The organism is Pseudomonas sp. GW531-T4 (assembly GCF_017349615.1).
Lineage (GTDB): Bacteria > Pseudomonadota > Gammaproteobacteria > Pseudomonadales > Pseudomonadaceae > Aquipseudomonas > Aquipseudomonas chlororaphis_I.
Genome location: NZ_JACMZT010000003.1, coordinates 71206 through 96348, shown reverse-complemented (window position 1 = coordinate 96348; position 25143 = coordinate 71206). Strand labels below are relative to the sequence as shown.

Sequence of the window (25143 nt, the reverse complement as noted above, 5' to 3'; positions counted from 1 at the left end):
GGCGAATATCGCCCCCAGCGGCCTGGCTAATCATTTATTGGTCGATGCTGACGCCCGAGAACACGTTGCGGCCGAAAGGGCTGACCTTGAATCCTTCGACTTTGGCGCTCAACGGCTGGTTGACCGTCGAGTGGGCGACAGGGGTGATCGGCACCTGCTGCTTGAGCAACTGCTGGGCCTGTTGGTAGAGCACCGTGCGCTGTTCGCGATCGGTGACGATCTTGGCCTGCTTGATCAGCTTGTCGTACTGCGGGTCGCACCACATGGAGTAGTTGTTGCCGCCAATGGCGTCGCAGCTGTACAGGGTGCCGAGCCAGTTGTCCGGGTCACCGTTGTCGCCGGTCCAGCCGATCAGGCTGATGTCGTGCTCGCCATTCTTGGTGCGCTTGATGTACTCGCCCCATTCGTAGCTGACGATCTTCACTTTCAGGCCGATCTTGCCCCAGTCGGACTGGAGCATTTCGGCCATCAGCTTGGCGTTGGGGTTGTAGGGACGTTGCACGGGCATGGCCCAGAGGGTGATTTCCGTGCCTTCCTTGACCCCGGCGGCCTTGAGCAGCTCACGGGCCTTTTGCGGGTTGTAGGCGGCGTCCTTGATGCTGGTGTCGTAGGACCACTGGGTCGGCGGCATGGCGTTGACTGCCAGCTGGCCTGCGCCCTGGTACACGGCGTTGAGGATGCCTTGCTTGTTCACCGCCATGTCCAGCGCCTGGCGCACTTCGAGCTGGTCGAAGGGCTTGTGGCGAACGTTGTAGGCGATGTAGCCGAGGTTGAAGCCGGGCTTTTCGATCAGTTGCAGTTTCGGGTCTTTTTTCAGCGCTTCGACATCGGCTGGCCGCGGGTGCAGGGTGACCTGGCATTCACCGGCCTTGAGCTTCTGCACGCGCACCGAGGCATCGGTGTTGATGGCGAAAATCAGTTGGTCGAGCTTGACCCGGCTCGGGTCCCAGTACTGCTTGTTGGCGGTGTAGCGGATGTTCGAGTCTTTCTGGTAGCTCTTGAACACGAACGGCCCGGTGCCGACCGGCTTCTGGTTGATCTCGCTGGGCTTGCCGGACGTGAGCAACTGGTTGGCGTATTCGGCCGAGAGGATCGCGGCGAAGCTCATGGCGATGTTCTGGATGAACGCGGCGTCCACCGAGTTCAGGGTCATCACCACGGTCAGCGGCCCGGTCTTCTCGACCTTGGCGATGTTCTTGTTCAGGCTCATCCCGTTGAAGTAGGGAAACTCGGTCGGGTAGGCCTTACGGAAAGGGTGCTCGGCGTCGAGCATACGGGTGAAGGTGAAGACCACGTCGTCGGCGTTGAAATCACGCGTCGGCTTGAAGTACGGCGTGGTGTGGAACTTCACCCCTTCGCGCAGGTGGAAGGTGTACTGCAAGCCATCCGCGGAAATATCCCAGTGAGTAGCCAGGCCAGGCACCACATTGGTCGCGCCTTTTTCGAACTCCGCCAGGCGGTTGTACAGCGGCTCCGCCGCATCGTTGTCGGTGGCGGTGGTGTATTGCGCGGTGTCGAAACCGGCCGGGCTGCCTTCGGAGCAGAACACCAGGCTGTTGCTGGCCGCCAGGCTGGCGGAGGTTGCGGTCAACAGACCGGTGCCCAACAGGGCGGATAAAACCAGAGAATGACGCATGACGCTCCCTCTCCCTTTTATTGTTTTGATCGATGAGCAGTCGCCTCATCCGGAGGCGGTCATGTCATCGATCCCAAGTCCTCGCTTGCAGCAAATGCCGGGCAATGGATGCACCACTCCATGCTTTGACGGTAGGGGTCGCCGCATGGGTAGTAAATGCCAATGAGCCTGAAAGACATGTAGGGAACTTCCGAAATGCCCGTACTCACCACGATGGGCGCAGCAAGAGGAAGAGCGTTCGAGTTCCGGCAGTCCTGGCAGGTAAGGCAACGGCGACATCAGGTGACGTCGCCGTTGCAGACCCTTATTTGCTGATGCTGACGCCGTAGAACGAGTTCAGACCAAAGGGGCTGATCTTGAAGTCCTGCACGTTGGCGCGCATGGGTTGGAACACCGTCGAGTGGGCGATAGGTGTCATCGGGACTTGGTCTTTGAGGAGGTGTTGCGCCTGCTTGTACAGCTCGGTGCGTTTGGCCACGTCCGGGGTGGCTTTGGCTTGTTTGATCAGTGCGTCGTACGGCTTGTCGCACCATTTGGAGAAGTTGTTGCCGTTCATGGCGTCGCAGCCGAACAGGGTGCCGAGCCAGTTGTCCGGGTCACCATTGTCGCCGCTCCAGCCGATGATCATCGCCTGGTTCTCGCCGCCCTTGGAACGCTTGATGTACTCGCCCCATTCGTAGCTGACGATGTTGACCTTCAGGCCGATCTTCGCCCAGTCGGACTGCAGCATTTCAGCCATCAGCTTGGCGTTCGGGTTGTACGGACGCTGCACCGGCATGGCCCACAGGGTGATCTGGGTGCCTTCCTTGATGCCGGCTTCCTTGAGCAGCGCCTTGGCTTTCTCAGGGTCGTACTTGGCATCCTTGATGGTGTCGTCATAGGACCACTGGGTCGGTGGCATGGCGTTGACCGCCAGCTGGCCCGCGCCCTGGTAGACCGAGTCGATGATCTGCTGCTTGTTCACCGCCATGTCCAGCGCCTGACGGACCTTGAGGTCGGCCAGTGGGTTGGCGTCAGTGCGGCCCTTGAGCACAGGCATCACGTTGTAGGCGATGTAGCCGAGGTTGAAGCCGGCCTGCTGCGGCAGCTTGAGGGTCTTGTCCTCGCCCAGGGCCTTGAGGTCGGCCGGACGTGGGAACAGGGTGACCTGGCATTCGTTCTTTTTCAGCTTCTGGATGCGTACCGACGGGTCGGTGGTGATGGCGAAGATCAGGTTGTCGATCTTCACGTCCTCAGGCTTCCAGTACTCCTTGTTGCCGGTGTAACGGATGTTGGAGTCTTTCTGGTAGCTCTTGAACACGAACGGGCCAGTGCCGATCGGCTTCTGGTTGATGTCGCCCGGCTTGCCTTCCTTGAGCAGCTGGTCGGCGTACTCGGCGGACTGGATGGAGGCGAAGCTCATCGCCAGGTTCTGGATGAACGCGGCGTCTACGGTTTTCAGGGTGAACTTGACGGTCTTGTCGTCGACTTTCTCGACCTTGGTGATGTTGGTGTCCATCCCCATGTCGGTGAAGTAAGGGAATTCGGTCGGGTACGCCTTGCGGAACGGCATGTCCTTGTCGAGCATGCGGTTGAACGTGAAGAGCACGTCGTCGGCGTTGAAATCACGGGTCGGCTTGAAGTACGGCGTGGTGTGGAATTTCACCCCATCGCGCAGATGGAAGGTGTAGGTCAGGCCATCGTCGGAAATGTCCCAACTGGTCGCCAGGCCAGGAACGACGGCGGTGCCGCCACGCTCGAACTGGCTGAGACGGTTGAAGATGGTTTCTGCTGAGGCGTCGAAGTCGGTTCCGGTGGTGTACTGGCCTGGGTCGAAACCGGCCGGGCTCCCTTCGGAGCAGAACACCAGGTTAGTCGCTGCCTGGGCGAAGGGTGCGCTGGCGAGCAAGCCGGCGCTGACTAAAAGCGGAATGACTGCTTGTTTGAACATGGTGGCCTCATGATTTGTTGTCATTTTTGGTGTAGAGGGCGACCTTATGAGTCGACCCGCCGATACTTATGCAGGCCCCATACCCAATGCAAGATGCGGGGCTGTCACAAGTATCAAGGAGTGGAACGAACGTACAGGAATGACGCATTTGTATAAATATTGACGAATTTGACCGTATGCGCTGGCTTTTTCTGGTGCATGGGTTGCCTTCTTGCGGGGCATCCAGGGCGAACCGTGCCTCCGATTGGTGCGTCGCTGGAGCGGGTGTCGACTGGCTTCTGGTTGAGCCGCCTGGCCTGTCTGGCGCAAATGTTTGGCGCATTGGGTTGACCGGATGAAGTAGAGCGGCTTGCTGAGGGAGGCCGTGGAGAACGGATGCCCGGGATCTTGCAGGCGATGGCGGGTGAACAGCACATCGTCGGCGGTGTTGACGTTGTGGCTCGCAGTGAAGTTGTCACTGTGGAGGTTGCGGGTGGCGTGTGACGGTGGGACGCCGAGGATCAGCCCCGCTGTCTGCCAAACCTGGAGCGGAAAGGTCTTACGCATGCAAACCTCAATTTTTTCTTTTTCTGGGGCGCATCTGAGGATTGGCCTTGTGGGCCGGGACAACTCGCCTTCTATGGGGAATGGATGCACCCCCATGGACCCTGTGTGGCGACGGCGATCGCTTGTTATGTGGTTGATTGACGATTCGCCGATGCCGAAATTAAGTCATGCTGAAATCGTGGTCAACGAAAATTAAGCGTGACTAACATTTCTCTTGCGCACAGGGTGTCTGTGAGGTTGCGCAGGCGACCATGGGCCGGGTTTCAGGCCGCTGAATGGTCGTCGAACAGGCCCATGGTCGTGACGGTCAATACTTCTGCCGGGTCGTTGCCGGCGTTAGCCAGGTAGTGCGGTTTGGTCGAGTCGAAGTGCACCGAGTCGCCGGCGCCGAGGGGATACTGCTGCCCCTCGATGGTGTAGACAATCTGCCCCGCAAGAACGTAGGAGAACTCGGCGCCATCATGGGAAATCAGTTCCGACTGGTAGCCCACCGGTATGTTCATCTTCACCGCGTTGATCAGGTTGCCGGGAAAGGAACTGGACAGCCGCTCGTAGGACAGGGGCTGGCCTTCGATGGTGTAGCGCACCCGCTTGCCGTCGTGGGAGTCGGGTTGGGCCTGGGTCGGCTGGTCGAAGAGGGCGTTCAGCGGAACGTTCAGAGACTTGGCAATGTTGACCAGGGAGGAGATCGAGACTCCGGTGAGATTGCGCTCCGCCTGGGAGAGAAAACTGGCGGTCAGACCGGATTCGCTGGCGATCTGGCGCAGGGTTTTCTTGGCGGCGCGGCGATAGCGACGCAGGCGTTCGCCGATGCGATCTGCGGTCATTTGGAGAGACTCTTATAGGAAAGGCGCAGTATACCCGGTGGACATCAATGACGTCTGATGGGCGACCGAGGTCGGTAACTTTAGCATCACCGACCTGGCCGAGTTCAGCCCCCCAAGGCGAGGCCCTCAGGCTCGGGTTGAAATAGAGGGTAGAAAAAAGGCGGTAACCTGATTTTGCTGGAGGTTACCGCCGTTTCGGAAGGCAGGGAAAACGTTACTGCATCAGCACTTCGATCGAGCCATCGGCGGTCATGCTGACCTGGCTGGTACCGGCTTCGACTTCCGGAGTGACCGGCGCCGCATCCATGCCCGCGGCTTTCATCATCATCTGGCCACGCAGGTACGGCTGTGGATAACCGTTGCTGTTGAGGTTCAGGTTGACGATCTTGTAGCCCTTGCCGCCCAGCGCTTCGGTGGTCAGTTGCGCGCGTGCCTTGAAGGCGTCGACCGCTTCCTTGAGCAGCTTGTCTTCGCTGGCCTTGCGGGTCGGATCGGCGATGGCGAAGTCCATGCCACCCATTTTCAGATCAGTCAGCAGTTCGCCGGTGAGCTTGGACAGCGCGGCGAAGTCCGAGCTTTCCAGGCGCAGCTCGGCGCGTTCACGCCAGCCGGTGATCTTCTGGCCCTTGGTGTCGTAGATCGGGTAGCTGTTGCGGCTGCCCTGGCGCAAGGTGATGTCCTTGACCTGGCGTGCCTGGCCCAGGGCCTTGTTCATGGTGGTGGTGATTTCCGCGGCGAGCTTGGCCGGGTCGGCGTTCTGCGATTCGCTGTAGAGGGTGACGATCATCAGGTCGCGGGCCACTTCCTGACTGACTTCGGCGCGCAGGGAGATCTGGTTGTAATGAAGCTCATCGGCGGCCATGGCCGGCAGGCTGGCGAGGGTGCCGGCGCTGAGGGCGAGAAGGGCGGCGCTGCGACTGAATGTATGCATGAAAACTCCTTGAGTACGGTCCGCAGGTATTGGGTCCCAGCCTGCGTGAAACCATCAGACTCTAGCTTTTATTGTCTGGTTCGGCCCGTTAACAACTTCTATACATCTATTACCCAATACCAACTGCGGGGGCTTTGGTAGCCGCTGGCGAAGCCTGCGCTCGACTGCGCAGCAGTCGCAATCTGTTCGCGAGTCGGACTCCGGGATGGGGATGGCGAGCGCCTTGCGCTCTATCGCGGGCAAGCCTCGCTCCTACAGGCAAATGGTGCTTTTGCAGGCAAGGCTTGCCTGCGATTGGCCGTTGCCCAAGACTGTGGCGGTTTGCCGCAGTTTTGCCTGTCTGGGCCGCTGCTTGGTTATACTCGTCGCGATCCGCCTGGAGCGCTCATCAGGAGAGCTCATGCTCGCCCCCGTACAACTGCTTTCCGCCACTCGCCAGAACCTCTGGCGTCTGACTTTCATCCGCATCCTGGTTCTGGCCGCTCAGGCCGGTTCGGTGGGGCTCGCCTACTGGTTCGACCTGCTGCCGCTGCCCTGGCTGCAACTGGCCGTGACCCTGGGCCTGTCGCTGATTCTCTGCGCCTTCACCGCCATTCGCCTGCGCACCTCGTGGCCGGTCACCGAGCTGGAATATGCCGTGCAACTGGCCTGTGACCTGTTTATCCACAGTGCCCTGCTGTATTTCTCCGGCGGCTCGACCAACCCCTTCGTCTCCTATTACCTGGTGCCGCTGACCATCGCCGCCGTGACCTTGCCATGGCGTTACTCGGTGGTCCTTTCCGGCATCGCGCTGACCATGTACACCTTGCTGCTGGCGCAGTTCTACCCGCTGCAGACTTTCCCCATCGCCCGGGAAAACCTGCAGATCTACGGGATGTGGCTGAGCTTCGCCCTGGCTGCGGCGGTGATCACCTTCTTCGCCGCGAGGATGGCCGAGGAGCTGCGACGGCAGGAGGAGCTGCGGGCGATCCGCCGCGAAGAGGGCCTGCGCGACCAGCAGTTGCTGGCTGTCGCGACCCAGGCCGCTGGCGCCGCCCACGAATTGGGAACGCCCCTGGCGACCATGAGCGTGCTGCTCAAGGAAATGCGCCAGGACAACCTCGACCCGCTGCTGCAGGATGACCTGGGCGTGCTCCAGGATCAGGTCAAGCTGTGCAAGGAAACCCTGCAGCAACTGGTGCGCGCCGCCGAGGCCAACCGCCGGATGGCCGTGGAAATGCAGGATGTCACCGTCTGGCTCGATGAAGCGCTGAACCGCTGGCACCTGATGCGCCCCGAAGCCACCTATCGTTTCCAGTTGCTGGGCCAGGGCCCGATGCCGCGGGTAGCGCCGCCGCCGGACCTGACCCAGGCGCTGCTCAACCTGCTGAACAATGCCGCCGACGCCTGTCCGGAAGGGCTGGAAGTGCAACTGGATTGGGACGCCGAGACCCTGACCATCAGCATTCGCGACCACGGCGCCGGTGTGCCGCTGGCCATCGCCGAGCAGATCGGCAAACCGTTTTTTACCACCAAGGGCAAAGGTTTCGGCCTGGGCCTGTTTTTGAGCAAAGCCAGCGTGACACGCGCCGGCGGCTCAGTGAAACTCTACAGTCATGAGGAAGGCGGCACGCTCACCGAGCTGCGTCTGCCCCACGGCGCCCGAGGAGACCAACATGAGTGACGAAATCCAAGTCGAAGGCGAAGAACTGCCGCATCTGTTGCTGGTGGATGACGACGCCACCTTCACCCGGGTGATGGCGCGGGCCATGAGCCGTCGCGGCTTTCGCGTCAGCACCGCAGGTTCCGCCGAGGAAGGCCTGGCCCTCGCCCAGCAGGACCTGCCGGACTTCGCCGCGCTGGACCTTAAGATGGACGGCGACTCCGGCCTGGTGCTGCTGCCCAAGCTGCTCGAGCTCGACCCGGAAATGCGCGTGGTGATCCTCACCGGTTATTCGAGCATCGCCACCGCGGTCGAAGCGATCAAGCGCGGCGCCTGCAACTACCTGTGCAAACCGGCCGATGCCGATGACGTGCTGGCCGCGCTGCTCTCCGAGCACGCCGACCTCGACACCCTGGTGCCGGAAAACCCGATGTCGGTGGACCGCCTGCAATGGGAGCATATCCAGCGGGTGCTGACCGAACACGAAGGCAATATCTCCGCCACTGCCCGCGCCCTGGGCATGCACCGCCGAACGCTGCAGCGCAAGTTGCAGAAGCGCCCGGTTCGTCGCTGAACCGCGACTGAACGAATGTCCTCGGGACGAGTGAAAAAGCGAGCCGATCCTCTATGATCGGCTCGATGCTTGTCCTTATCACAATCGAGCCTTGATGATGAATCAGAACGCTGAGTATTCCGCGGTCAACGATACTGTGCGCGGGCAGTTTTTCCGTCGTGTCTGGGAAATGACTACGCCTTACTGGCGCAGCGAGGAGAAGGGCAAGGCCTGGCTGCTGCTGTTCGCGGTGGTCGCCCTGACCCTGTTCAGCGTGGCGATCTCGGTGTGGGTCAACAGCTGGTACAAGGACTTCTACAACGCCCTGCAAAGGAAGGATGAAGCAGCCTTCTGGCAACTGATCCTGTATTTCTGCGGGATTGCCGCGGTGGCCATCCTGGCCGCGGTCTACCGGCTCTACCTGACCCAGATGCTGACCATCCGCTGGCGCGCCTGGCTCACGGAAAAACACTTCGCCCGCTGGTTGGGCCACAAGAATTACTACCAGCTGGAGCAGGGCGGCTACACCGATAACCCGGACCAGCGGATTTCCGAAGACCTCAACAGTTTCACCAGCAATACCCTGGGGCTCGCCCTGGGCCTGCTGCGTACCGTGGTCAGCCTGGTGTCGTTCTCGATCATCCTGTGGGGCGTGTCGGGCAGTATCGAAGTCTTCGGCTACACCATTCCCGGCTACATGTTCTGGTGCGCCCTGGTGTACGCCGCCGTCGGCAGCTGGCTGACCCACCTGATCGGTCGACGCCTGATCGGCTTGAACAACAACCAGCAACGTTTCGAGGCGGACCTGCGTTTCTCCATGGTGCGCGTGCGCGAGAATGCCGAGAGCATCGCCCTGTATGACGGCGAGCCGAACGAGAACAAACGCTTGAGCGCTCGCTTCGGCATGGTCTGGCACAACTTCTGGGACATCATGAAAGTGTCCAAGCGCCTGACCTTCTTCACCTCGGGCTACGGCCAGATCGCGATCATTTTCCCCTTCATCGTCGCGGCCCCCCGTTACCTGACAGGCAAGATCGAGCTGGGCGAGCTGATGCAGATCAACTCGGCATTCGGCAACGTCCAGGAGAACTTCAGCTGGTTCATCACCGCCTATTCCGAGCTCGCGGCATGGCGCGCCACTTGCGACCGTCTGCTGAGCTTCCGCCAGGCCATGAGCGAAAACGAAGAGCGCGCGCCCGCCATCGACGTGCAGAACCAGGGCGAAACCCTGCAAGTGCATAACCTCGGCCTGGATCTGGCGGATGGCCGGCACCTGCTGGCCGGTGCCGAGATGACCGTGAGCCCCGGCGAGCGGCTGATGCTCAGCGGTCGCTCCGGCAGCGGCAAGAGTACCCTGCTGCGGGCGATGGGGCGGCTCTGGCCGGCTGGTCACGGCAGCATCCGCATGCCCGCCGAGCGTTATCTGTTCCTGCCGCAGAAGCCTTACCTGCCGATCGGCAGCCTGCGCGAAGCCTTGAGTTATCCACAGTCGGGCGATACCTACCCGCAGGAGCGTTATGCACAGGTGCTGGAAACCTGCCGCCTGCCGCACCTGGTGTCCCGCCTGGACGAGAGCAATCACTGGCAGCGCATGTTGTCCCCGGGCGAGCAGCAACGCCTGGCCTTTGCCCGTGCGTTGCTCTATGCGCCGCAATGGCTGTACATGGATGAGGCCACCTCGGCCATGGACGAAGAAGACGAGGCGACCCTGTACCAGGCGCTGATCGACCAGCTTCCGGGGCTGAGCATTGTCAGCGTCGGGCATCGCAGCAGCCTCAAGCGTTTCCACCCGCGGCACATCCGCATCGAGCGCGGGCATCTGGTCGACCAGGCGGTGACGGTGTAGTCAACAGTGATCGTACAACTTGGCTGAGCTATGATGCGTCATCAGTTTTCGGAGAAAGATCTTCACCATGGACAACCAGAACACGGCGCCCCGCCTTCCACGCAAGCGCCGTAGCCTCGCCCAGGAACTGGTGACCGTGCTGTCGGAGCAGATTCGCGACGGTCAGCTCAAGCGCGGTGACAAGTTGCCCACCGAGTCGGCGATCATGGAGGCCCATGGCGTCAGCCGGACCGTGGTGCGCGAAGCCATTTCCCGGTTGCAGGCCGCCGGCCAGGTGGAAACCCGCCATGGCATCGGCACCTTTGTGCTCGACACGCCGAGCCCGAGCGGCTTCAGGATCGATCCGGCGACCGTGGTGACCTTGCGCGATGTGCTGGCGATCCTGGAACTGCGCATCAGCCTGGAAGTGGAGTCGGCCGGGCTGGCCGCGCAGCGGCGCAGCACCGAGCAACTGGCGGCGATGCGCGCGGCGCTGGATGCCCTCAATGAAAGCGCGGCCCACGACAGCGATGCGGTGGCCTCGGATTTCCAGTTCCACCTGCAGATTGCCCTGGCCACGGGCAACCGCTATTTCACCGACATCATGACCCACCTGGGGACCAGCATCATTCCGCGCACCCGCCTGAATTCGGCGCGCCTGGCTCACGACGATCAGCAGCACTACATGAGCCGCCTGAGCCGTGAACACGAAGAAATCTATGAAGCCATTGCCCGCCAGGATTCGGATGCGGCCCGAGCGGCCATGCGCCTGCACCTGACCAACAGCCGCGAACGGCTGCGCCATGCCCATGAAGAGGCAGAAGCGCAGCGCGGGTAAATGCAACAGGCGCCAGACCGGGGAGGGTTGGCGCCTGTTGTCGGCTGTCGCGAGCAGGCTTTCCATCGAATGCGTAGCAGCGTCCTAAAGGGCTAGCGCTGTTCTGCCGGCAGAAAATCATCGCCTGGGCAGCCTTTATCGCTGGCAAGTCGGATCGCCGCCCGCTCGCTCCTACAGAAACACTGTTCGTCTTCGGTAGGCGCGAAGCGTGCTCGTGCTGCTTTTAGCGGCCTTTGAGAATCGAGCGGTCCACCCTCACGGCCAGTTGCCCGGCAGCGGGCTTGGCATCGAAAGCCACGCGCCCTTGCTGGTCGACGGTTGCCCGCGCGACGGGAGCGCCGTTGACCAGCAGTTCCAGGGGCGCGCCCTGCAGGGATTGGCCAGAGGCCAGTTCTAGAGTCAGATTGATAGCCATGTCGATGTCCTTATCAGGCATTGCGGTCGATGTAGGTGGTGGCGGTCTTGTCGATCGAGGCGATCAACTCCGGCGAGCCGCCGCGGAACTGGCGAAAGAGGTTACGCCCGCTGGAACCGCTGCCGGTATCCACCGGCACATTCAGGGTTGGCTGGAAGCGGTCGCTCAGTTCGGCGTAGGCGGACCAGGGGCCGATGTACGACTCGTTCAAACCGTTGGTGTAGCTGAAGGCATAACGCACGGCATTGCCCGGCAACCAGTTGGGTTCGCTGGGTGCCTGGCTCTGCCAGCCATTGGCCTGGATGCTCGGGGCGAGCGTCGGTGCTTCCAGGTAGCCCGCCGGCTTGTTGGGCTTGTAGTCCTTGAGCAGCAGGTAAGTGCTCCAGCCCCACCAGTTGTCGATGGTCTTGGTATCGTTCAGGTTGTTCACGTCGCTGCGTCGCAGCACCTTGTCGCCCTGCATCACGAACAGCGGTGAAAAGTTGCCGCTCTTGGCAGCGTTCAGGTCCGGCAGCAGCTTCAGCGCCGTGAAGTTGCCGGGCGTCGGGGCCGTTCCGCTGAGGTAGCTTTCGAAAATCTCGTCCGCCGAGCGCTGCACCGCCAGCTTGACCTGCTTGCGGTTGTTGCTGTCGATGGTGTCGAAATAACGCTTGTCGCCATAGGCATGCCAGCGGTCGCCCTGGGCGTTGCTGACGTTGAGGCCGAACTTGCTGTCTTCGTCGTGCATGAAGCGGGTGATCAGCGAACCCAGGTCGCTCGGCGTGACCACCGCCGCCAGCTGCTTGCGCGGTACCCGCACATGGCCGGCGGAGAACAGGTCGGTGAGGAAGTGATCGGCGAAGGCGTTCATGGCGTAGGCCAGTTCCAGCTGCTTCTCGTCGGCGTTCTTGTGCGCCAGCACCGCCTGCTGCAGGGCCGCGGTGTGCCCGGCGATATAGGCCAGCAGCGCCCATTCGCCGAAATGGTCGGCATTGTTGGCCGCCAGCTTCAGGTAGCGACCGAGGGGGAACAGCGCCGAGGCGAAACTGCCGCCGCCGGTGATCTTGTTCCACTCTTCGGACAACGTATCTCTCAGGGCGTCATACGCCTCGTGAGGTTGTCGGCCGTCCTTGAGCGCCTGGTTGGCGGCGGCGATTTCCTTCTGCATCACCGCGAGAATCTGTTTCGCCTCGTCCTTGGCCGCCGGCAACACGGCAAGCGAGTTGAACGCGGCGGTAAAACGCTGCAAACGATCCTCCGGCGTCGCGCCTTCGCAGATCGGCTGGTCGGGGATGCCATAAAAATCGCCACCCAGCGCCACCACCTGGCCGTAGGTCAGGGCCAGGCCGTTGGGCAGGTGCAATTCGACCTGCCAGGCCGGAACACCGGGGGCGTCCTTGACGAAACGCAACAGGGTGGCGTCGCCGATGGCGGTGTGCTCGCCACCCTCGAAACGCAGCTGGGGAAGGGCCTTGAGGTTTTTGCCCGGTGCCGCGGGGAGGATCCCGGGCTTGTGATACTTGATGGTGTGATGACCGTCGGCGATCAGTACCAGATGGTCGCCGTCACCGGAAATGGCAATGCCGCGTTCGCTGAAAAGGCTGTCCAGATCGGCAACGATCTGGCTTTTGTGCTGCAGCTGTTCCCGCTGCTGAGTGTGTAGACCTGACATTTCTAGCTCCTTGATATGTCGTAGGTATTTCAAAAATACAGCTGTATGTATATACAGTTGTTTTGCGAGCATAAAGCAAAATCCTGACCCGTCAAGCAGGTATTTTTTGCCGCGTATTTTGGCGGTGGCTGACGAATTGCTGTTGACGATTGCTTTTTAAGTTGTACGATGACTTACAACTTCGGCCAAGGCTGATGTGTTTCTCATCACAATGTGCGTCCCAGGGTGTTCGAATAATGAATCCACAAGAACTGAAGTCCATCCTCTCCTCCGGCTTGCTGTCTTTCCCGGTGACCGATTTCAATGCCCAGGGCGATTTCCATCGCGCGGGCTATATCAAGCGCCTGGAATGGCTGGCCCCTTACGGCGCCTCGGCGCTGTTCGCCGCAGGCGGCACCGGTGAGTTTTTCTCCCTGGCGGCCAGCGAATATTCGGAAATCATCAAGACCGCGGTCGACACCTGCGCCACCAGCGTGCCGATCCTGGCCGGGGTCGGCGGTTCGACCCGCCAGGCCATCGAATACGCCCAGGAGGCCGAGCGCCTGGGGGCCAAGGGGCTGTTGCTGTTGCCGCACTACCTGACCGAAGCCAGCCAGGATGGGGTCGCCGCTCATGTGGAGGCGGTGTGCAAATCGGTGAAGATCGGCGTGGTGGTCTACAACCGCAACGTCTGCCGCCTGACCGCGCCGCTGCTGGAGCGCCTGGCCGAGCGCTGCCCGAACCTGATCGGCTACAAGGACGGCCTGGGCGATATCGAGCTGATGGTGTCGATCCGCCGTCGCCTCGGCGATCGCTTCAGCTACCTGGGCGGGCTGCCGACCGCCGAAGTCTACGCTGCGGCCTACAAGGCCCTGGGCGTGCCGGTGTACTCCTCGGCGGTGTTCAACTTCATCCCGAAAACCGCGATGGATTTCTACCACGCCATTGCCCGGGAAGATCACGCCACGGTCGGCAAGATCATCGATGACTTCTTCCTGCCTTACCTGGATATCCGCAACCGCAAGGCCGGTTACGCGGTGAGCATCGTCAAGGCCGGAGCCCGCATCGTCGGCCATGACGCGGGCCCGGTGCGGGCGCCGCTGACCGATCTGTTGCCGGAAGAATATGAAGCGCTGGCGGCGTTGATCGATGCCCAGGGCGCGCAGTAATCCATCCCCGGGGCCGCTGAGCGATCAGCGGCCTTTTGCGTAAGGCTTTTGTGTAAGGAGAGGGCGCGTGGCAGAGGTAAAACGCTTCGATAACTACATCGGTGGCCAGTGGCTTGCCGGTGCCGACTACTCGACCAATATCAACCCGTCCGAGTTGTCCGATGTCATTGGCGAATACGCCAAGGCCGACCTGGCTCAGGTGCATGCCGCGATCGATGCGGCGCGCGATGCATTCCCGGCCTGGTCGACCTCCGGTATCCAGGCGCGCAGCGATGCCCTGGACAAGGTCGGCAGCGAGATCCTCGCCCGTCGTGAAGAACTCGGCACCCTGCTGGCCCGGGAGGAGGGCAAGACTCTGCCCGAAGCCATCGGCGAGGTGACCCGCGCCGGCAATATCTTCAAGTTCTTTGCCGGCGAATGCCTGCGCCTCTCGGGGGATTACCTGCCGTCGGTGCGTCCGGGCGTCAACGTCGAAGTGACCCGCGAAGCCCTGGGCGTGGTCGGCCTGATCACCCCGTGGAACTTCCCGATCGCCATCCCGGCGTGGAAGATCGCCCCGGCCCTGGCCTACGGTAACTGCGTGGTGCTCAAGCCCGCCGAGCTGGTGCCGGGCTGTGCCTGGGCCCTGGCGGAAATCATTTCCCGTGCCGGTTTCCCGGCCGGGGTGTTCAACCTGGTGATGGGCAGCGGCCGGCTGGTCGGCGACGCCCTGGTCAACAGCCCGAAAGTCGACGGCATCAGCTTCACCGGTTCCGTGGGCGTGGGCCGGCAGATCGCCGTCAACTGCGTCTCGCGCCAGGCCAAGGTGCAGCTGGAAATGGGCGGCAAGAACCCGCAGATCATCCTCGACGATGCCGACCTCAAGCAGGCGGTGGAGCTGGCGGTACAGAGTGCCTTCTATTCCACCGGGCAGCGTTGCACCGCTTCCAGCCGGCTGATCGTCACCGCGGGCATCCATGACCGGTTCGTCGAGGCGATGGCCGAGCGCATGCGCTCGATCAAAGTCGGCCATGCGCTGAAGGCCGGTACCGATATCGGCCCGGTGGTATCCCAGGCGCAGCTCGAACAGGACCTGAAGTACATCGATATCGGCCAGTCCGAAGGGGCGCGGCTGGTCAGCGGTGGCGGCCTGGTGACCTGCGATACCGAGGGGTATTTCCTCGCGCCGACCCTGTTCGCCGACAGCCAGGCCTCGATGCGCATCAGCCGCGAAGAGATCTTCGGCCCGGTGGCCAACGTGGTGCGCGTTGCCGACTACGAGGCGGCGCTGGCCATGGCCAACGACACCGAATTCGGCCTGTCGGCGGGCATCGCCACCACGTCGCTGAAATACGCCAACCACTTCAAGCGCCACTCCCAGGCGGGGATGGTCATGGTCAACCTGCCGACGGCCGGCGTCGATTACCACGTACCTTTTGGTGGTCGCAAAGGTTCATCCTATGGTTCCCGCGAGCAAGGTCGCTACGCGCAGGAGTTCTACACCGTGGTGAAGACCTCCTACATCGGATCGTAAGCCCCGCTGTACCCCCCGCCAGCCTTTGCCTGAGGCCCGGCGGGGTCGATGAAGCGAATGTTTTACCCGCATAAAAATAATTAGTGGGAGTACATCCATATGCAAGCGACCAAGCCGACTCGCGTCCGCTACCTGATCCTGTTCATGCTGTTCCTGGTGACCACGATCAACTATGCCGACCGCGCCACCATCGCCATCGCGGGCTCCAGCCTGCAGAAAGACCTCGGCATCGACGCCGTCACCCTCGGTTATATCTTCTCCGCCTTCGGCTGGGCCTATGTGGCGGGGCAGATCCCCGGCGGCTGGCTGCTCGACCGCTTCGGCTCGAAAAAAATCTATGCCCTGAGCATCTTCACCTGGTCGCTGTTCACCGTGCTGCAGGGTTATGTCGGTGAGTTCGGCATTTCCACCGCGGTGGTGGCGCTGTTCATGCTGCGGTTCCTGGTGGGGCTGGCCGAGGCGCCATCCTTCCCCGGTAACGCGCGGATTGTCGCGGCCTGGTTCCCCACCGCCGAGCGCGGTACGGCTTCGGCGATCTTCAACTCGGCGCAATACTTCGCCACGGTGCTGTTCGCGCCGCTGATGGGCTGGATCGTCTATCACTTCGGCTGGCAGCACGTGTTCATCGTGATGGGCGCGATCGGCATCGTCTTCTCGCTGGTCTGGCTCAAGGTGATCTACAGCCCGCGCCAGCACCCGCTGATCAATGAGGCCGAGTTCAAGCACATCGCCGACAACGGCGGCATGGTCGACATGGACCAGGACAAGGTCCAGGGCAAACGCAGCGACGGCCCGAAATGGGACTACCTGCGCCAGTTGCTGACCAACCGCATGATGCTCGGCGTGTACCTGGGCCAGTACTGCATCAATGGCATCACTTACTTCTTCCTGACCTGGTTCCCGGTGTACCTGGTGCAGGAGCGTGGCATGACCATTCTCAAGGCCGGTTTCATCGCCTCCTTGCCGGCCATCTGCGGTTTTATCGGTGGAGTGCTCGGCGGGGTGATTTCCGACTACCTGCTGCGCAAGGGGCATTCCCTGACCTTCGCCCGCAAGGCGCCGATCATCGCCGGCCTGCTGGTCTCCAGCAGCATTGTGGCCTGCAACTATGTGGACATCGAATGGATGGTGGTGGGCTTCATGGCCCTGGCGTTCTTCGGCAAAGGCGTGGGCGCGCTCGGCTGGGCGGTGGTGTCCGATACCTCGCCGAAGCAGATCGCCGGCTTGAGCGGCGGCCTGTTCAACACCTTTGGCAACCTGGCGTCGATCACCACGCCGATCGTCATCGGCTACATCATCAGTTCCACCGGCTCGTTCAAATGGGCGCTGGTGTTCGTCGGCTGCAACGCACTGCTGGCGGTGTTCAGCTACCTGGTGATCGTCGGTCCGATCAAGCGCGTGGTGCTCAAGGAGCCACCGAGCAACGGCCCCGAGCTGACCCAACTTTCCCAAGCGCATTCCTGAAGGGGCGGCGTCATGCAGTTGATTGAACATTCCGATTCGCCGCGCTACATCCGCCTGCACGAGCGGGACAACGTGGTGGTTGTGGTCAATGACCAGGGCGTGCCGGCGGGCACCGCGTTCGCCGACGGCCTGGTGACCCTGGACTTTATCCCCCAGAGCCACAAGGTGGCGCTGGAAGACATCGCCGAAGGCGGCCCGGTGATTCGCTACGGCCAGACCATCGGCTATGCCTTGCAGCCGATCGCCCGCGGCAGCTGGGTCAGGGAGGAGCAGTTGCGCATGCCCAGCGCGCCGCCGCTGGACAGCCTGCCGCTGTCCACCGAGGTGCCGGCGGCCCAGGCGCCGCTGGAAGGTTTCACCTTCGAGGGCTATCGCAATGCCGACGGCACGGTCGGCACGCGCAACATCCTGGGCATCACCACCACCGTGCAATGCGTGACCGGGGTGCTCGATCATGCGGTCAAGCGGATCAAGGACGAACTGCTGCCCAAGTATCCCCACGTCGACGATGTGGTGGCGCTGACCCACAGCTATGGCTGCGGCGTGGCGATCACCGCCACCGATGCCTATATCCCGATCCGTACCGTGCGTAACCTGGCGCGCAACCCGAACCTGGGGGGCGAGGCCCTGGTGATCAGCCTGGGCTGCGAGAAGCTGCAGGCCGGGCAGGTGATGCACGAAGGCGACAGTTCGGTGGACCTCAGCGAGCCCTGGTTGTACCGCCTGCAGGACTCCAGCCAGGGTTTTACCGAGATGATCGAGCAGATCATGGAGCTGGCCGAGGTGCGTTTGCGCAAGCTCGATCAGCGGCGCCGGGAAACCGTGTCGGCCTCGGAGCTGGTCCTCGGCATGCAGTGCGGCGGCAGCGATGCCTTCTCCGGGATCACCGCCAATCCGGCCCTGGGCTATGCCTCGGACCTGCTGTTGCGGGCCGGCGCGACGGTGATGTTTTCCGAAGTCACCGAGGTGCGCGATGCCATCTATCTGCTGACTTCCCGCGCCGAGTCCGAAGAGGTGGCCCGGGAGCTGGTGCGCGAGATGGACTGGTACGACCGTTACCTGGCCAAGGGCGAGGCCGACCGCAGTGCCAATACCACGCCGGGCAACAAGAAGGGCGGGTTGTCGAACATCGTCGAGAAGTCCCTGGGCTCCATCGTCAAGTCCGGCAGCAGCGCGATCAATGGCGTGCTGGGGCCGGGCGAGCGCTTCACCCGCAAAGGCCTGATCTTCTGCGCGACGCCGGCCAGCGACTTTGTCTGCGGGACCTTGCAACTGGCGGCGGGGATGAACCTGCATGTGTTCACCACCGGGCGTGGCACGCCTTACGGGCTGGCGATGGCGCCGGTGGTCAAGGTCTCGACCCGTTCCGAACTGGCCCAGCGCTGGCCGGACCTGATCGACATCGACGCCGGGCGCATCGCCACCGGGCGGGCGAGTATCGAAGAGCTGGGCTGGGAGCTGTTCCATTTCTACCTGGACGTGGCCAGTGGCAAGCAGCAGACCTGGGCCGAGCGGCACAAGCTGCACAACGACATCACCTTGTTCAATCCGGCGCCAATTACCTGATCGGTAGCCGCTGCCGCAGGATCTTCAGCGTAGGTGGGGCGCCAACGCCCCTTCGGGGCGATCGCAGCCTTCGGCAGCGGCTACACCGATCGCGACATGCCACTCAACCGAGCCCGACACAGACTCTGTAGCCGCTGCCGCAGGCTGCGATCGAGCGCAGTGCGGGCGTGGCGTTTGATAGCCGCGAACGCCTGCGGTCCGATGGATCTGCTTGCGGTTAGGGCAAATCCATCGGGCTTAAGGGCGCGGGCTGGCTTATCATTAGCCGCCTAACGACAGGTTCAAGGTTGACCCGGCATGCTGGCCATTTTTCTCGAAACGCTGAATATCACCGCGCCGGTATTCGCCATGTTGTTTCTCGGTGTGCTGCTCAAGCGCATCGGCTGGATCAACGACGGTTTTATCCACACGGCGTCGGCCCTGGTGTTCAACGTCACCATGCCGGCGCTGCTGTTTCTCGGCATCCTCCATGCCGATCTGCATTCGGCGCTCAAGCCGGGGCTGCTGATCTATTTCGCCGTGGCCACCCTGGCCAGCTTTGCCTTCGCCTGGGGCTGGGCGATCTGGCGCTGCCCGCGGGAAGACCGGGGCATCTACACCCAGGGCGCGTTTCGCGGCAACAACGGGGTCATCGGCCTGGCACTCGCGGCCAGCATGTACGGCGACTACGGGATTTCCCTCGGGGCGATTCTCGCGGCGCTGGTGATCCTGTTCTACAACACCCTGTCGACCATCGTCCTGGCGGTGTACAGCCCGGTGATCAAATCCGATCCATGGAGCATCTGCAAAAGCGTGGTCAGCAACCCGTTGATCATCAGCGTCCTGGCGGCCACGCCTTTCGCGGTTTTCCAGATCGGCCTGCCGACCTGGCTGGAGACGTCCGGCCAGTACCTGGCGCAGATGACCCTGCCGCTGGCCTTGATCTGCATTGGCGGCACTCTGTCCCTGGCGGCGCTGCGCGAGAGCGGCGACCTGGCCCTGAGTTCGAGCCTGGTGAAAATGGTCGGCCTGCCGGTCCTCGCTACTCTGGGGGCCTGGCTTTGCGGATTCCGCGGGGCGGAGCTGGGGATTCTGTTCCTGTATTTCGGCAGCCCGACCGCGGCGGCGAGCTTTGTCATGGCCCGGGCGGCCAATGGCAATCATGAGCTGGCGGCAGCGATCATCGTCATCACCACGCTGATGGCGGCGGTGACCACCAATATCGGGATCTTCCTGCTGCAGTGGGGCGGGTGGATCTAGTGCTCTTGTAGGAGCGGTCGGTCGACGCTCGATTGCCCGCGATAACGGTGTGTCAGGCAGGTCGCTATCGCGGGCAAGCCTCGCTCCTACAGATCACTCGGGTTTCTGGTAAGTGTCGATCACTTCCTGGGCGGCGCGGAACGCGTCGATCGCCGCCGGTACGCCGGCGTACACCGCGCAATGCAGCAGCGCCTCGCGAATCTCTTCCACCGTGCAGCCGTTATTCAGGGCGCCGCGGACATGGCCCTTGAGTTCCTGCGGGCACTTGAGCGCGGTCAGGGCGGCGAGGGTGATCAGGCTGCGGGTTTTCAGCGGCAGGCCTTCGCGGTTCCAGACACTGCCCCAGGCATGCTCGTTGACGAAGTCCTGCAGCGGCTGGCTGAACTCGGTGGCGTTGCCCAGGGCGCGTTCGACAAAGGCATCGCCCATCACCTGGCGGCGCATTTCCACGCCCTGCTTTTTATTCTCGGTCATTGCGCTTCCCCTTTTTTATGTTGGCGGCGCCAGGCCCGCAGCGAACTGAACAGCAGGAACGCCACCAGCACTGGCAGGACGAAAAACAGCATCAGGTCTTCCAGCTTGCCGGCCAGCGGCATGCCGGTGGTGAAGGACACCACGTGCAGCCCATAGGCCAGGTACAGGCCGAGAAACAGCAGGCCTTCGGCGCGGGTGACCCGATAACCCGAATAGAACACCGGCAGGCACAGCACGGCGACGCCGAGCATCACCGGCAGGTCGAAGTCCACGGCGTTGGGCGATACCGACAGGGGCGTCGGTGCCACCAGGGCGGTGAAACCCAGGACCCCCAGCAGATTGAACAGGTTGCTGCCGATGACGTTGCCCACGGCAATATCACGCTGGCCACGCAAGGCTGCGATCAGCGAGGTGGCCAGGGCCGGCAGGGACGTGCCGACGGCGACTATGGTCAGGCCGATGATGCGTTCGGACAGCCCCAGGTCGGTGGCGACTTCCACCGCCGCTTCGACCAACAGGTGGCCGGCGAACACCAGCAGGAGCAGGCCGCCGATCATCCACAGCAGGCTGCTCAGCCAGTGCGCGCGGGGCACGTCGGGGGCTTGCTGGGACTGTGGGCGTGCCGAGTGCCGCGACTGGCGCAGCAACAACCCGAGGTAGAGGATCAGGGTCGCCAGCAGGATCAGGCCGTCGAGGGGCGTCAGTTCTTCGTTGTAGGCCAGGGTGAACACCAGCAGGCTGGCGAGGATCATCAACGGGATATCCAGCCGCACCAGCTGGCGCGATACCCGCAGCGGAATGATCAGGGCGGACAGGCCGAGGGTTACCAGGATGTTGAAGATGCCGCTGCCGATCACGCTGCCGACGGCGATGTCGGTGTTTTCGGCCAGGGTGGCTTGCAGGCTGACGGCCATCTGCGGCGCGCTGCTGCCGAAGGCGACGATGCTCAGGCCGATGATCAGCGGCCGTACACGCAGGCGGGCGGCGAGGCGGACCGCGCCGCGTACCAGCAACTCGGCGCCGGCGACCAGCAGGACCAGGCCGCTGAACAATTGAAGGACGCTGAGCAGCGGTAAATCGGTTAATCCGAAAATGATCAGGGCTCCATGGGTCAGTCGCTGATGGCTTGCACGCGCACCTTGGCGGTGCCGCTTCTGATCATACCCAACTGTTGCGCGGCGGCACGCGACAAATCGATCAGGCGGCCACGGGTATGCGGGCCACGGTCGTTGATCCGGACCACGACACTCTTGTCGTTATTGAGGTTGGTGACTTTGACGCGGGTGCCGAATGGCAGCTCGCGGTGCGCGGCGGTCATGCCGTGCTGGTTGAAGGGTTCGCCGCTGGCGGTGCGTTTGCCGTGATGCTTGGCACCGTAATAGGAAGCGACGCCAGTCTTGTCGTAACCCCGCGGGTCGATGACATGGCTGGCGCAGCCGGCCAGGAGAAAGAGCAGGGAACAGGCAGCCAGTAGCGACTTCATAAAAGGGAGCCCTAAATGCCAATACAGGAGCGGACTTGCTCGCGATAGCGTTGTGTCTGAGACAACGTATCGCCAGCAAGTTCGCTCCTGCACAGGGCGGCGCACTATCGAATGCCCGCCATCCACGCCGCTATCAGCCTTCGAGCTTGCTTTTCAGCAGTTCGTTGACCTGTTGCGGGTTGGCCTTGCCTTTGGAGGCCTTCATCGCCTGGCCGACGAAGAAGCCGAACATCTTGCCGCGCTTGGCTTCATCGGCGGCGCGATACTGTTCGACCTGCTCGGCGTTGGCCGCCAGCATTTCGTCCAGCACGGCGGAGATGGCGCCGGTGTCGGTGACCTGCTTGAGGCCGCGCTTGTCGATGATCTCGTCGGCCTGGCCTTCGCCATTGGCCATGGCCTCGAACACGGTCTTGGCGATCTTGCCGGAGATGGTGTTGTCCTTGATGCGCAGCAGCATGCCGCCCAGTTGTTCGGCCGAGACCGGAGCCTCGTCGATTTCCAGGCCCTGCTTGTTCAACAGGCTGCCCAGCTCGACCATGACCCAGTTGGCCGCCAGCTTGGCGTCACCGGCGATCTTCACTACTTGCTCGAAGTAGTCCGCCTGCTCACGGCTCGAGGCCAGTACGCTGGCGTCGTAGACCGACAGGCCGAACTGCTCCTGGAAACGCTCGCGTTTCTGCGGCGGCAGTTCCGGCAGGGTGGCGCGTACCTGGTCGAGGAACGAGTCCTCGATGACCACTGGCAGCAGGTCCGGGTCGGGGAAGTAACGGTAGTCGTTGGCTTCTTCCTTGCTGCGCATCGGACGGGTCTCGTCCTTGTTCGGGTCGTACAGGCGGGTCTGCTGGATGACCTTGCCGCCGTCCTCGATCAGCTCGATCTGGCGCTGGACTTCCGAGTTGATGGCTTTCTCGATGAAGCGGAACGAGTTGACGTTCTTGATCTCGCAACGAGTGCCGAACTCGGTCTGGCCTTTCGGGCGTACCGAGACGTTGCAGTCGCAGCGCAGGGAGCCTTCGGCCATGTTGCCGTCGCAGATCCCCAGGTAACGCACCAGGGCGTGGATCGACTTGACGTAGGCCACGGCTTCCTTGGCGCTGCGCATGTCCGGCTCGGAAACGATTTCCAGCAGCGGGGTGCCGGCGCGGTTCAGGTCGATGCCGCTGGCACCGTTGAACTCTTCGTGCAGGCTCTTGCCGGCATCTTCTTCCAGGTGCGCGCGGGTGATGCCGACGCGTTTGACCGTGCCGTCTTCCAGCGGGATGTCCAGGTGGCCCTTGCCGACGATCGGCAGTTCCATCTGGCTGATCTGGTAGCCCTTGGGCAGGTCCGGGTAGAAGTAGTTCTTGCGGGCGAACACGTTGTGCTGGCCGATCTCGGCGTCGATGGCCAGGCCGAACATGACCGCCATGCGCACCGCTTCCTGGTTCAGCACCGGCAGTACGCCGGGCATGCCCAGGTCTACCAGGCTGGCCTGGGTGTTGGGCTCGGCACCGAAGGCGGTGGAGCTACCGGAGAAAATCTTCGATTTGGTGGTGAGCTGGGTGTGAATCTCCAGCCCGATCACGACTTCCCATTGCATGTGTTTCTCCTCAGAAGCCGGTTGGTGTGCGGGTGTGCCAGTCAGTGTTCAGCTGATACTGGTGGGCAACGTTCAACAGACGGCCTTCCTGGAAATACGGGGCGAGCAACTGCACGCCGACCGGCAAGCCATCGACGAAGCCGGCGGGCATGGACAAGCCCGGCAGACCCGCGAGGTTGGCGGTGATGGTGTAAACGTCTTCCAGATACGCAGCGACCGGGTCGCTGCTCTTGTCACCGATTTTCCAGGCCGGGTTCGGCGTGGTCGGGCCAAGGATGATGTCGACTTCATTAAAGGCAGCCATGAAGTCGTTCTTGATCAGGCGACGGATCTTCTGCGCCTTCAGGTAGTAGGCGTCGTAGTAACCAGCCGACAGGGCGTAGGCACCGACCATGATCCGGCGCTGCACTTCGCTACCGAAACCTTCGCCACGGGAGCGCTTGTACAGGTCGGTGAGGTTCTTCGGATCTTCGCAGCGATAGCCGAACCGCACGCCGTCGAAGCGCGACAGGTTGGAGGAGGCCTCCGCAGGAGCGATCACGTAGTACGCCGGGATCGCGTGCTGCATGTTCGGCAGGCTGATTTCCTTGATCACGGCGCCGAGCTTTTCCAGCTCCTTGACGCTGTTGTGGATCAGCTCGGCGATGCGCGGGTCGAGGCCGGCGCTGAAGTATTCCTTGGGTACGCCGACGCGCAGGCCCTGCAGCGAGCCGTTGAGGCTGGCGCTGTAGTCCGGAACCGGCTCGTCGATGCTGGTGGAGTCCTGCGGGTCGAAGCCGGCCATGCCTTGCAGCAGGATCGCGCAGTCCTCGGCGGTGCGCGCCAGCGGGCCGCCCTGATCGAGGCTGGAGGCGTAGGCGATCATGCCCCAGCGCGAAACGCGACCGTAGGTCGGCTTCAGGCCGGTGAGGTTGGTCAGCGCCGCCGGCTGGCGGATCGAGCCGCCGGTGTCGGTGCCGGTGGCGGCAGGCAACAGGCGCGCGGCCACTGCGGCGGCCGAACCGCCGGACGAACCGCCCGGAACGCGTTCCAGGTTCCATGGGTTCTTCGCCGCGCCGTAATAGCTGGTCTCGTTGCCCGAGCCCATGGCGAATTCGTCCATGTTGGTCTTGCCCAGGGTCACGGTTCCGGCGGCGGCCAGTTTGGCGACCACGGTGGCGTCGTAGGGCGCCTTGAAGTTGTCGAGCATCTTCGAGCCGCAGCTGGTGCGGATGCCCTGGGTGCAGAACAGGTCCTTGTGGGCGATCGGCGCGCCGAGCAGGGCGCCGCTCTCACCGTTCGCGCGACGGGCGTCAGCGGCCTTGGCCTGCTGCAGCGCGAGATCTTCGGTGAGGCTGATGAAGCTGTTGAGCTGCGGGTCGAGCTGGGTGATACGCGCCAGCAGGGTCTTGGTCAGCTCTTCGGAGGAAAACTTCTTGTCGGCGAGTCCGCGGGCGATCTCGGCCAGGGTCATATGATGCATTGCAGGCTCTTTCCCTTTAGTCGATGACTTTCGGAACCAGGTACAGGCCGTTTTCGACCGCTGGTGCGATGGACTGATAGGCCTCGCGATGATTGGACTCGGTCACAACGTCTGCGCGCAGGCGCTGGCTGGCTTCCAGCGGGTGGGCCAGGGGCTCGATACCGTCGGTATCGACTGCCTGCATTGCATCCACCAGCCCGAGAATGCTGTTCAGGTCGGAGGTGATGTGTGGAAGATCGGCTTCATTGAGGCCAAGGCTGGCCAGATGAGCGATTTTTTCCACGTCGGAGCGTTCAAGCGCCATGGGATTCTCCAGTGGAAAACAGAACGGATCTCGTCCGTGTGTTAGATTGTCGGAACACTACCGCATTTCTACGGTCATAAGGCCGCGATTGTGGGGGTTGGTGCACAGAAAAGCAGT

The 25143-nt window shown here is 62.5% G+C and carries 22 protein-coding genes; 9 read left to right on the top strand and 13 right to left on the bottom strand.

What is annotated here, in order from left to right; translation table 11 throughout:
- Positions 1-34: 34 nt before the first annotated feature.
- The 5 genes from J4D28_RS03340 to J4D28_RS03320 all read right to left on the bottom strand — a co-directional run bounded on the left by J4D28_RS03340 (position 35) and on the right by J4D28_RS03320 (position 5870).
- Positions 35-1636, bottom strand: coding sequence for an ABC transporter substrate-binding protein (locus J4D28_RS03340; RefSeq protein WP_016701691.1), 1602 nt, complete (start codon positions 1634-1636; stop codon positions 35-37).
- Positions 1637-1940: 304 nt separating this feature from the next.
- Complete coding sequence (locus J4D28_RS03335) at positions 1941-3566, bottom strand: ABC transporter substrate-binding protein (RefSeq protein ID WP_009046971.1); 1626 nt, start codon at positions 3564-3566, stop codon at positions 1941-1943.
- A gap of 66 nt (positions 3567-3632) precedes the next feature.
- Positions 3633-4112, bottom strand: a complete 480-nt coding sequence (locus J4D28_RS03330; RefSeq protein ID WP_177411728.1) for a hypothetical protein — start codon at positions 4110-4112, stop codon at positions 3633-3635.
- 263 nt (positions 4113-4375) lie between these two features.
- Positions 4376-4939, bottom strand: coding sequence for a cupin domain-containing protein (locus J4D28_RS03325; protein ID WP_038582113.1), 564 nt, complete (start codon positions 4937-4939; stop codon positions 4376-4378).
- 214 nt (positions 4940-5153) lie between these two features.
- A complete protein-coding gene (locus tag J4D28_RS03320; RefSeq protein ID WP_103330572.1) occupies positions 5154-5870 on the bottom strand; it encodes an SIMPL domain-containing protein in 717 nt (238 codons plus the stop codon).
- A gap of 400 nt (positions 5871-6270) precedes the next feature.
- On the opposite strand from J4D28_RS03320, the gene J4D28_RS03315 reads away from it, so the two are divergent.
- From J4D28_RS03315 to J4D28_RS03300, 4 genes are all read left to right on the top strand, one after another.
- Positions 6271-7533, top strand: a complete 1263-nt coding sequence (locus J4D28_RS03315) for an ATP-binding protein (RefSeq protein WP_009046974.1) — start codon at positions 6271-6273, stop codon at positions 7531-7533.
- Entirely contained in the window at positions 7526-8086 is a 561-nt protein-coding gene (locus J4D28_RS03310; protein ID WP_009046975.1) for a response regulator transcription factor, read from the top strand. The genes J4D28_RS03315 and J4D28_RS03310 overlap by 8 nt, the downstream gene beginning before the upstream one ends.
- Positions 8087-8183: 97 nt before the next feature.
- Complete coding sequence (locus J4D28_RS03305; protein ID WP_009046976.1) at positions 8184-9911, top strand: ABC transporter ATP-binding protein/permease; 1728 nt, start codon at positions 8184-8186, stop codon at positions 9909-9911.
- A gap of 67 nt (positions 9912-9978) precedes the next feature.
- The gene (locus tag J4D28_RS03300) at positions 9979-10728 is read left to right on the top strand and encodes a FadR/GntR family transcriptional regulator (protein ID WP_009042168.1); all 750 of its coding nucleotides are present in this window, start codon (positions 9979-9981) and stop codon (positions 10726-10728) included.
- Between the two features lie 223 nt (positions 10729-10951).
- Here J4D28_RS03300 and J4D28_RS03295 read toward each other — a convergent pair whose 3' ends face one another.
- Both J4D28_RS03295 and J4D28_RS03290 read right to left on the bottom strand, forming a co-directional pair.
- Positions 10952-11143, bottom strand: coding sequence for a hypothetical protein (locus J4D28_RS03295; protein WP_009046977.1), 192 nt, complete (start codon positions 11141-11143; stop codon positions 10952-10954).
- Between the two features lie 13 nt (positions 11144-11156).
- Positions 11157-12794: a phospholipase gene (locus J4D28_RS03290; protein ID WP_103330570.1), complete on the bottom strand. Its 1638-nt coding sequence runs from the start codon at positions 12792-12794 to the stop codon at positions 11157-11159.
- 236 nt (positions 12795-13030) lie between these two features.
- On the opposite strand from J4D28_RS03290, the gene kdgD reads away from it, so the two are divergent.
- The 5 genes from kdgD to J4D28_RS03265 all read left to right on the top strand — a co-directional run bounded on the left by kdgD (position 13031) and on the right by J4D28_RS03265 (position 19724).
- Positions 13031-13942 carry a 5-dehydro-4-deoxyglucarate dehydratase gene (gene kdgD / locus J4D28_RS03285; RefSeq protein ID WP_009046979.1) on the top strand — a complete coding sequence of 304 codons (912 nt, stop codon included), beginning with the start codon at positions 13031-13033 and terminating at the stop codon, positions 13940-13942.
- A gap of 67 nt (positions 13943-14009) precedes the next feature.
- Entirely contained in the window at positions 14010-15455 is a 1446-nt protein-coding gene (locus tag J4D28_RS03280; protein ID WP_101281809.1) for an aldehyde dehydrogenase family protein, read from the top strand.
- 99 nt (positions 15456-15554) lie between these two features.
- Positions 15555-16919: an MFS transporter gene (locus J4D28_RS03275; RefSeq protein ID WP_038630605.1), complete on the top strand. Its 1365-nt coding sequence runs from the start codon at positions 15555-15557 to the stop codon at positions 16917-16919.
- A 12-nt stretch (positions 16920-16931) separates the two neighbouring features.
- On the top strand, positions 16932-18485 hold the full coding sequence (gene garD / locus J4D28_RS03270) for a galactarate dehydratase (protein ID WP_038630606.1): 1554 nt from the start codon (positions 16932-16934) through the stop codon (positions 18483-18485).
- 297 nt (positions 18486-18782) lie between these two features.
- Positions 18783-19724 (top strand): AEC family transporter, encoded by a 942-nt coding sequence (locus J4D28_RS03265; RefSeq protein ID WP_009046983.1) that lies wholly within the window; start codon positions 18783-18785, stop codon positions 19722-19724.
- A gap of 93 nt (positions 19725-19817) precedes the next feature.
- Here the strand turns inward: J4D28_RS03265 and J4D28_RS03260 are convergent, their stop codons facing one another.
- The 6 genes from J4D28_RS03260 to gatC all read right to left on the bottom strand — a co-directional run bounded on the left by J4D28_RS03260 (position 19818) and on the right by gatC (position 25026).
- Positions 19818-20198 carry a carboxymuconolactone decarboxylase family protein gene (locus tag J4D28_RS03260; protein ID WP_009046984.1) on the bottom strand — a complete coding sequence of 127 codons (381 nt, stop codon included), beginning with the start codon at positions 20196-20198 and terminating at the stop codon, positions 19818-19820.
- Positions 20195-21250 carry a calcium/sodium antiporter gene (locus tag J4D28_RS03255; protein ID WP_009046985.1) on the bottom strand — a complete coding sequence of 352 codons (1056 nt, stop codon included), beginning with the start codon at positions 21248-21250 and terminating at the stop codon, positions 20195-20197. The genes J4D28_RS03260 and J4D28_RS03255 overlap by 4 nt, the downstream gene beginning before the upstream one ends.
- 59 nt (positions 21251-21309) lie before the next feature.
- Complete coding sequence (locus J4D28_RS03250; protein WP_009046986.1) at positions 21310-21681, bottom strand: septal ring lytic transglycosylase RlpA family protein; 372 nt, start codon at positions 21679-21681, stop codon at positions 21310-21312.
- Positions 21682-21814: 133 nt separating this feature from the next.
- On the bottom strand, positions 21815-23260 hold the full coding sequence (gene gatB, locus J4D28_RS03245) for an Asp-tRNA(Asn)/Glu-tRNA(Gln) amidotransferase subunit GatB (RefSeq protein ID WP_081362683.1): 1446 nt from the start codon (positions 23258-23260) through the stop codon (positions 21815-21817).
- 10 nt (positions 23261-23270) lie between these two features.
- On the bottom strand, positions 23271-24722 hold the full coding sequence (gene gatA, locus J4D28_RS03240; RefSeq protein WP_103330568.1) for an Asp-tRNA(Asn)/Glu-tRNA(Gln) amidotransferase subunit GatA: 1452 nt from the start codon (positions 24720-24722) through the stop codon (positions 23271-23273).
- Between the two features lie 16 nt (positions 24723-24738).
- Positions 24739-25026, bottom strand: coding sequence for an Asp-tRNA(Asn)/Glu-tRNA(Gln) amidotransferase subunit GatC (gene gatC, locus J4D28_RS03235; RefSeq protein ID WP_009042181.1), 288 nt, complete (start codon positions 25024-25026; stop codon positions 24739-24741).
- Positions 25027-25143 lie beyond the last annotated feature (117 nt).

What these genes read in the sequence shown, in the direction of transcription:
- J4D28_RS03310 (WP_009046975.1), top strand. Translation starts at nt 7,526, where the DNA reads ATGAGTGACGAAATCCAAGTCGAAGGCGAAGAACTGCCGCATCTGTTG.
- gatC (WP_009042181.1), bottom strand. Translation starts at nt 25,026, where the DNA reads ATGGCGCTTGAACGCTCCGACGTGGAAAAAATCGCTCATCTGGCCAGC.
- J4D28_RS03250 (WP_009046986.1), bottom strand. Translation starts at nt 21,681, where the DNA reads ATGAAGTCGCTACTGGCTGCCTGTTCCCTGCTCTTTCTCCTGGCCGGC.
- J4D28_RS03315 (WP_009046974.1), top strand. Translation starts at nt 6,271, where the DNA reads ATGCTCGCCCCCGTACAACTGCTTTCCGCCACTCGCCAGAACCTCTGG.
- kdgD (WP_009046979.1), top strand. Translation starts at nt 13,031, where the DNA reads ATGAATCCACAAGAACTGAAGTCCATCCTCTCCTCCGGCTTGCTGTCT.
- J4D28_RS03325 (WP_038582113.1), bottom strand. Translation starts at nt 4,939, where the DNA reads ATGACCGCAGATCGCATCGGCGAACGCCTGCGTCGCTATCGCCGCGCC.
- J4D28_RS03295 (WP_009046977.1), bottom strand. Translation starts at nt 11,143, where the DNA reads ATGGCTATCAATCTGACTCTAGAACTGGCCTCTGGCCAATCCCTGCAG.
- J4D28_RS03335 (WP_009046971.1), bottom strand. Translation starts at nt 3,566, where the DNA reads ATGTTCAAACAAGCAGTCATTCCGCTTTTAGTCAGCGCCGGCTTGCTC.
- garD (WP_038630606.1), top strand. Translation starts at nt 16,932, where the DNA reads ATGCAGTTGATTGAACATTCCGATTCGCCGCGCTACATCCGCCTGCAC.
- J4D28_RS03290 (WP_103330570.1), bottom strand. Translation starts at nt 12,794, where the DNA reads ATGTCAGGTCTACACACTCAGCAGCGGGAACAGCTGCAGCACAAAAGC.
- J4D28_RS03265 (WP_009046983.1), top strand. Translation starts at nt 18,783, where the DNA reads ATGCTGGCCATTTTTCTCGAAACGCTGAATATCACCGCGCCGGTATTC.
- J4D28_RS03305 (WP_009046976.1), top strand. Translation starts at nt 8,184, where the DNA reads ATGAATCAGAACGCTGAGTATTCCGCGGTCAACGATACTGTGCGCGGG.
- J4D28_RS03275 (WP_038630605.1), top strand. Translation starts at nt 15,555, where the DNA reads ATGCAAGCGACCAAGCCGACTCGCGTCCGCTACCTGATCCTGTTCATG.
- J4D28_RS03300 (WP_009042168.1), top strand. Translation starts at nt 9,979, where the DNA reads ATGGACAACCAGAACACGGCGCCCCGCCTTCCACGCAAGCGCCGTAGC.
- J4D28_RS03330 (WP_177411728.1), bottom strand. Translation starts at nt 4,112, where the DNA reads ATGCGTAAGACCTTTCCGCTCCAGGTTTGGCAGACAGCGGGGCTGATC.
- gatB (WP_081362683.1), bottom strand. Translation starts at nt 23,260, where the DNA reads ATGCAATGGGAAGTCGTGATCGGGCTGGAGATTCACACCCAGCTCACC.
- J4D28_RS03340 (WP_016701691.1), bottom strand. Translation starts at nt 1,636, where the DNA reads ATGCGTCATTCTCTGGTTTTATCCGCCCTGTTGGGCACCGGTCTGTTG.
- J4D28_RS03260 (WP_009046984.1), bottom strand. Translation starts at nt 20,198, where the DNA reads ATGACCGAGAATAAAAAGCAGGGCGTGGAAATGCGCCGCCAGGTGATG.
- gatA (WP_103330568.1), bottom strand. Translation starts at nt 24,722, where the DNA reads ATGCATCATATGACCCTGGCCGAGATCGCCCGCGGACTCGCCGACAAG.
- J4D28_RS03320 (WP_103330572.1), bottom strand. Translation starts at nt 5,870, where the DNA reads ATGCATACATTCAGTCGCAGCGCCGCCCTTCTCGCCCTCAGCGCCGGC.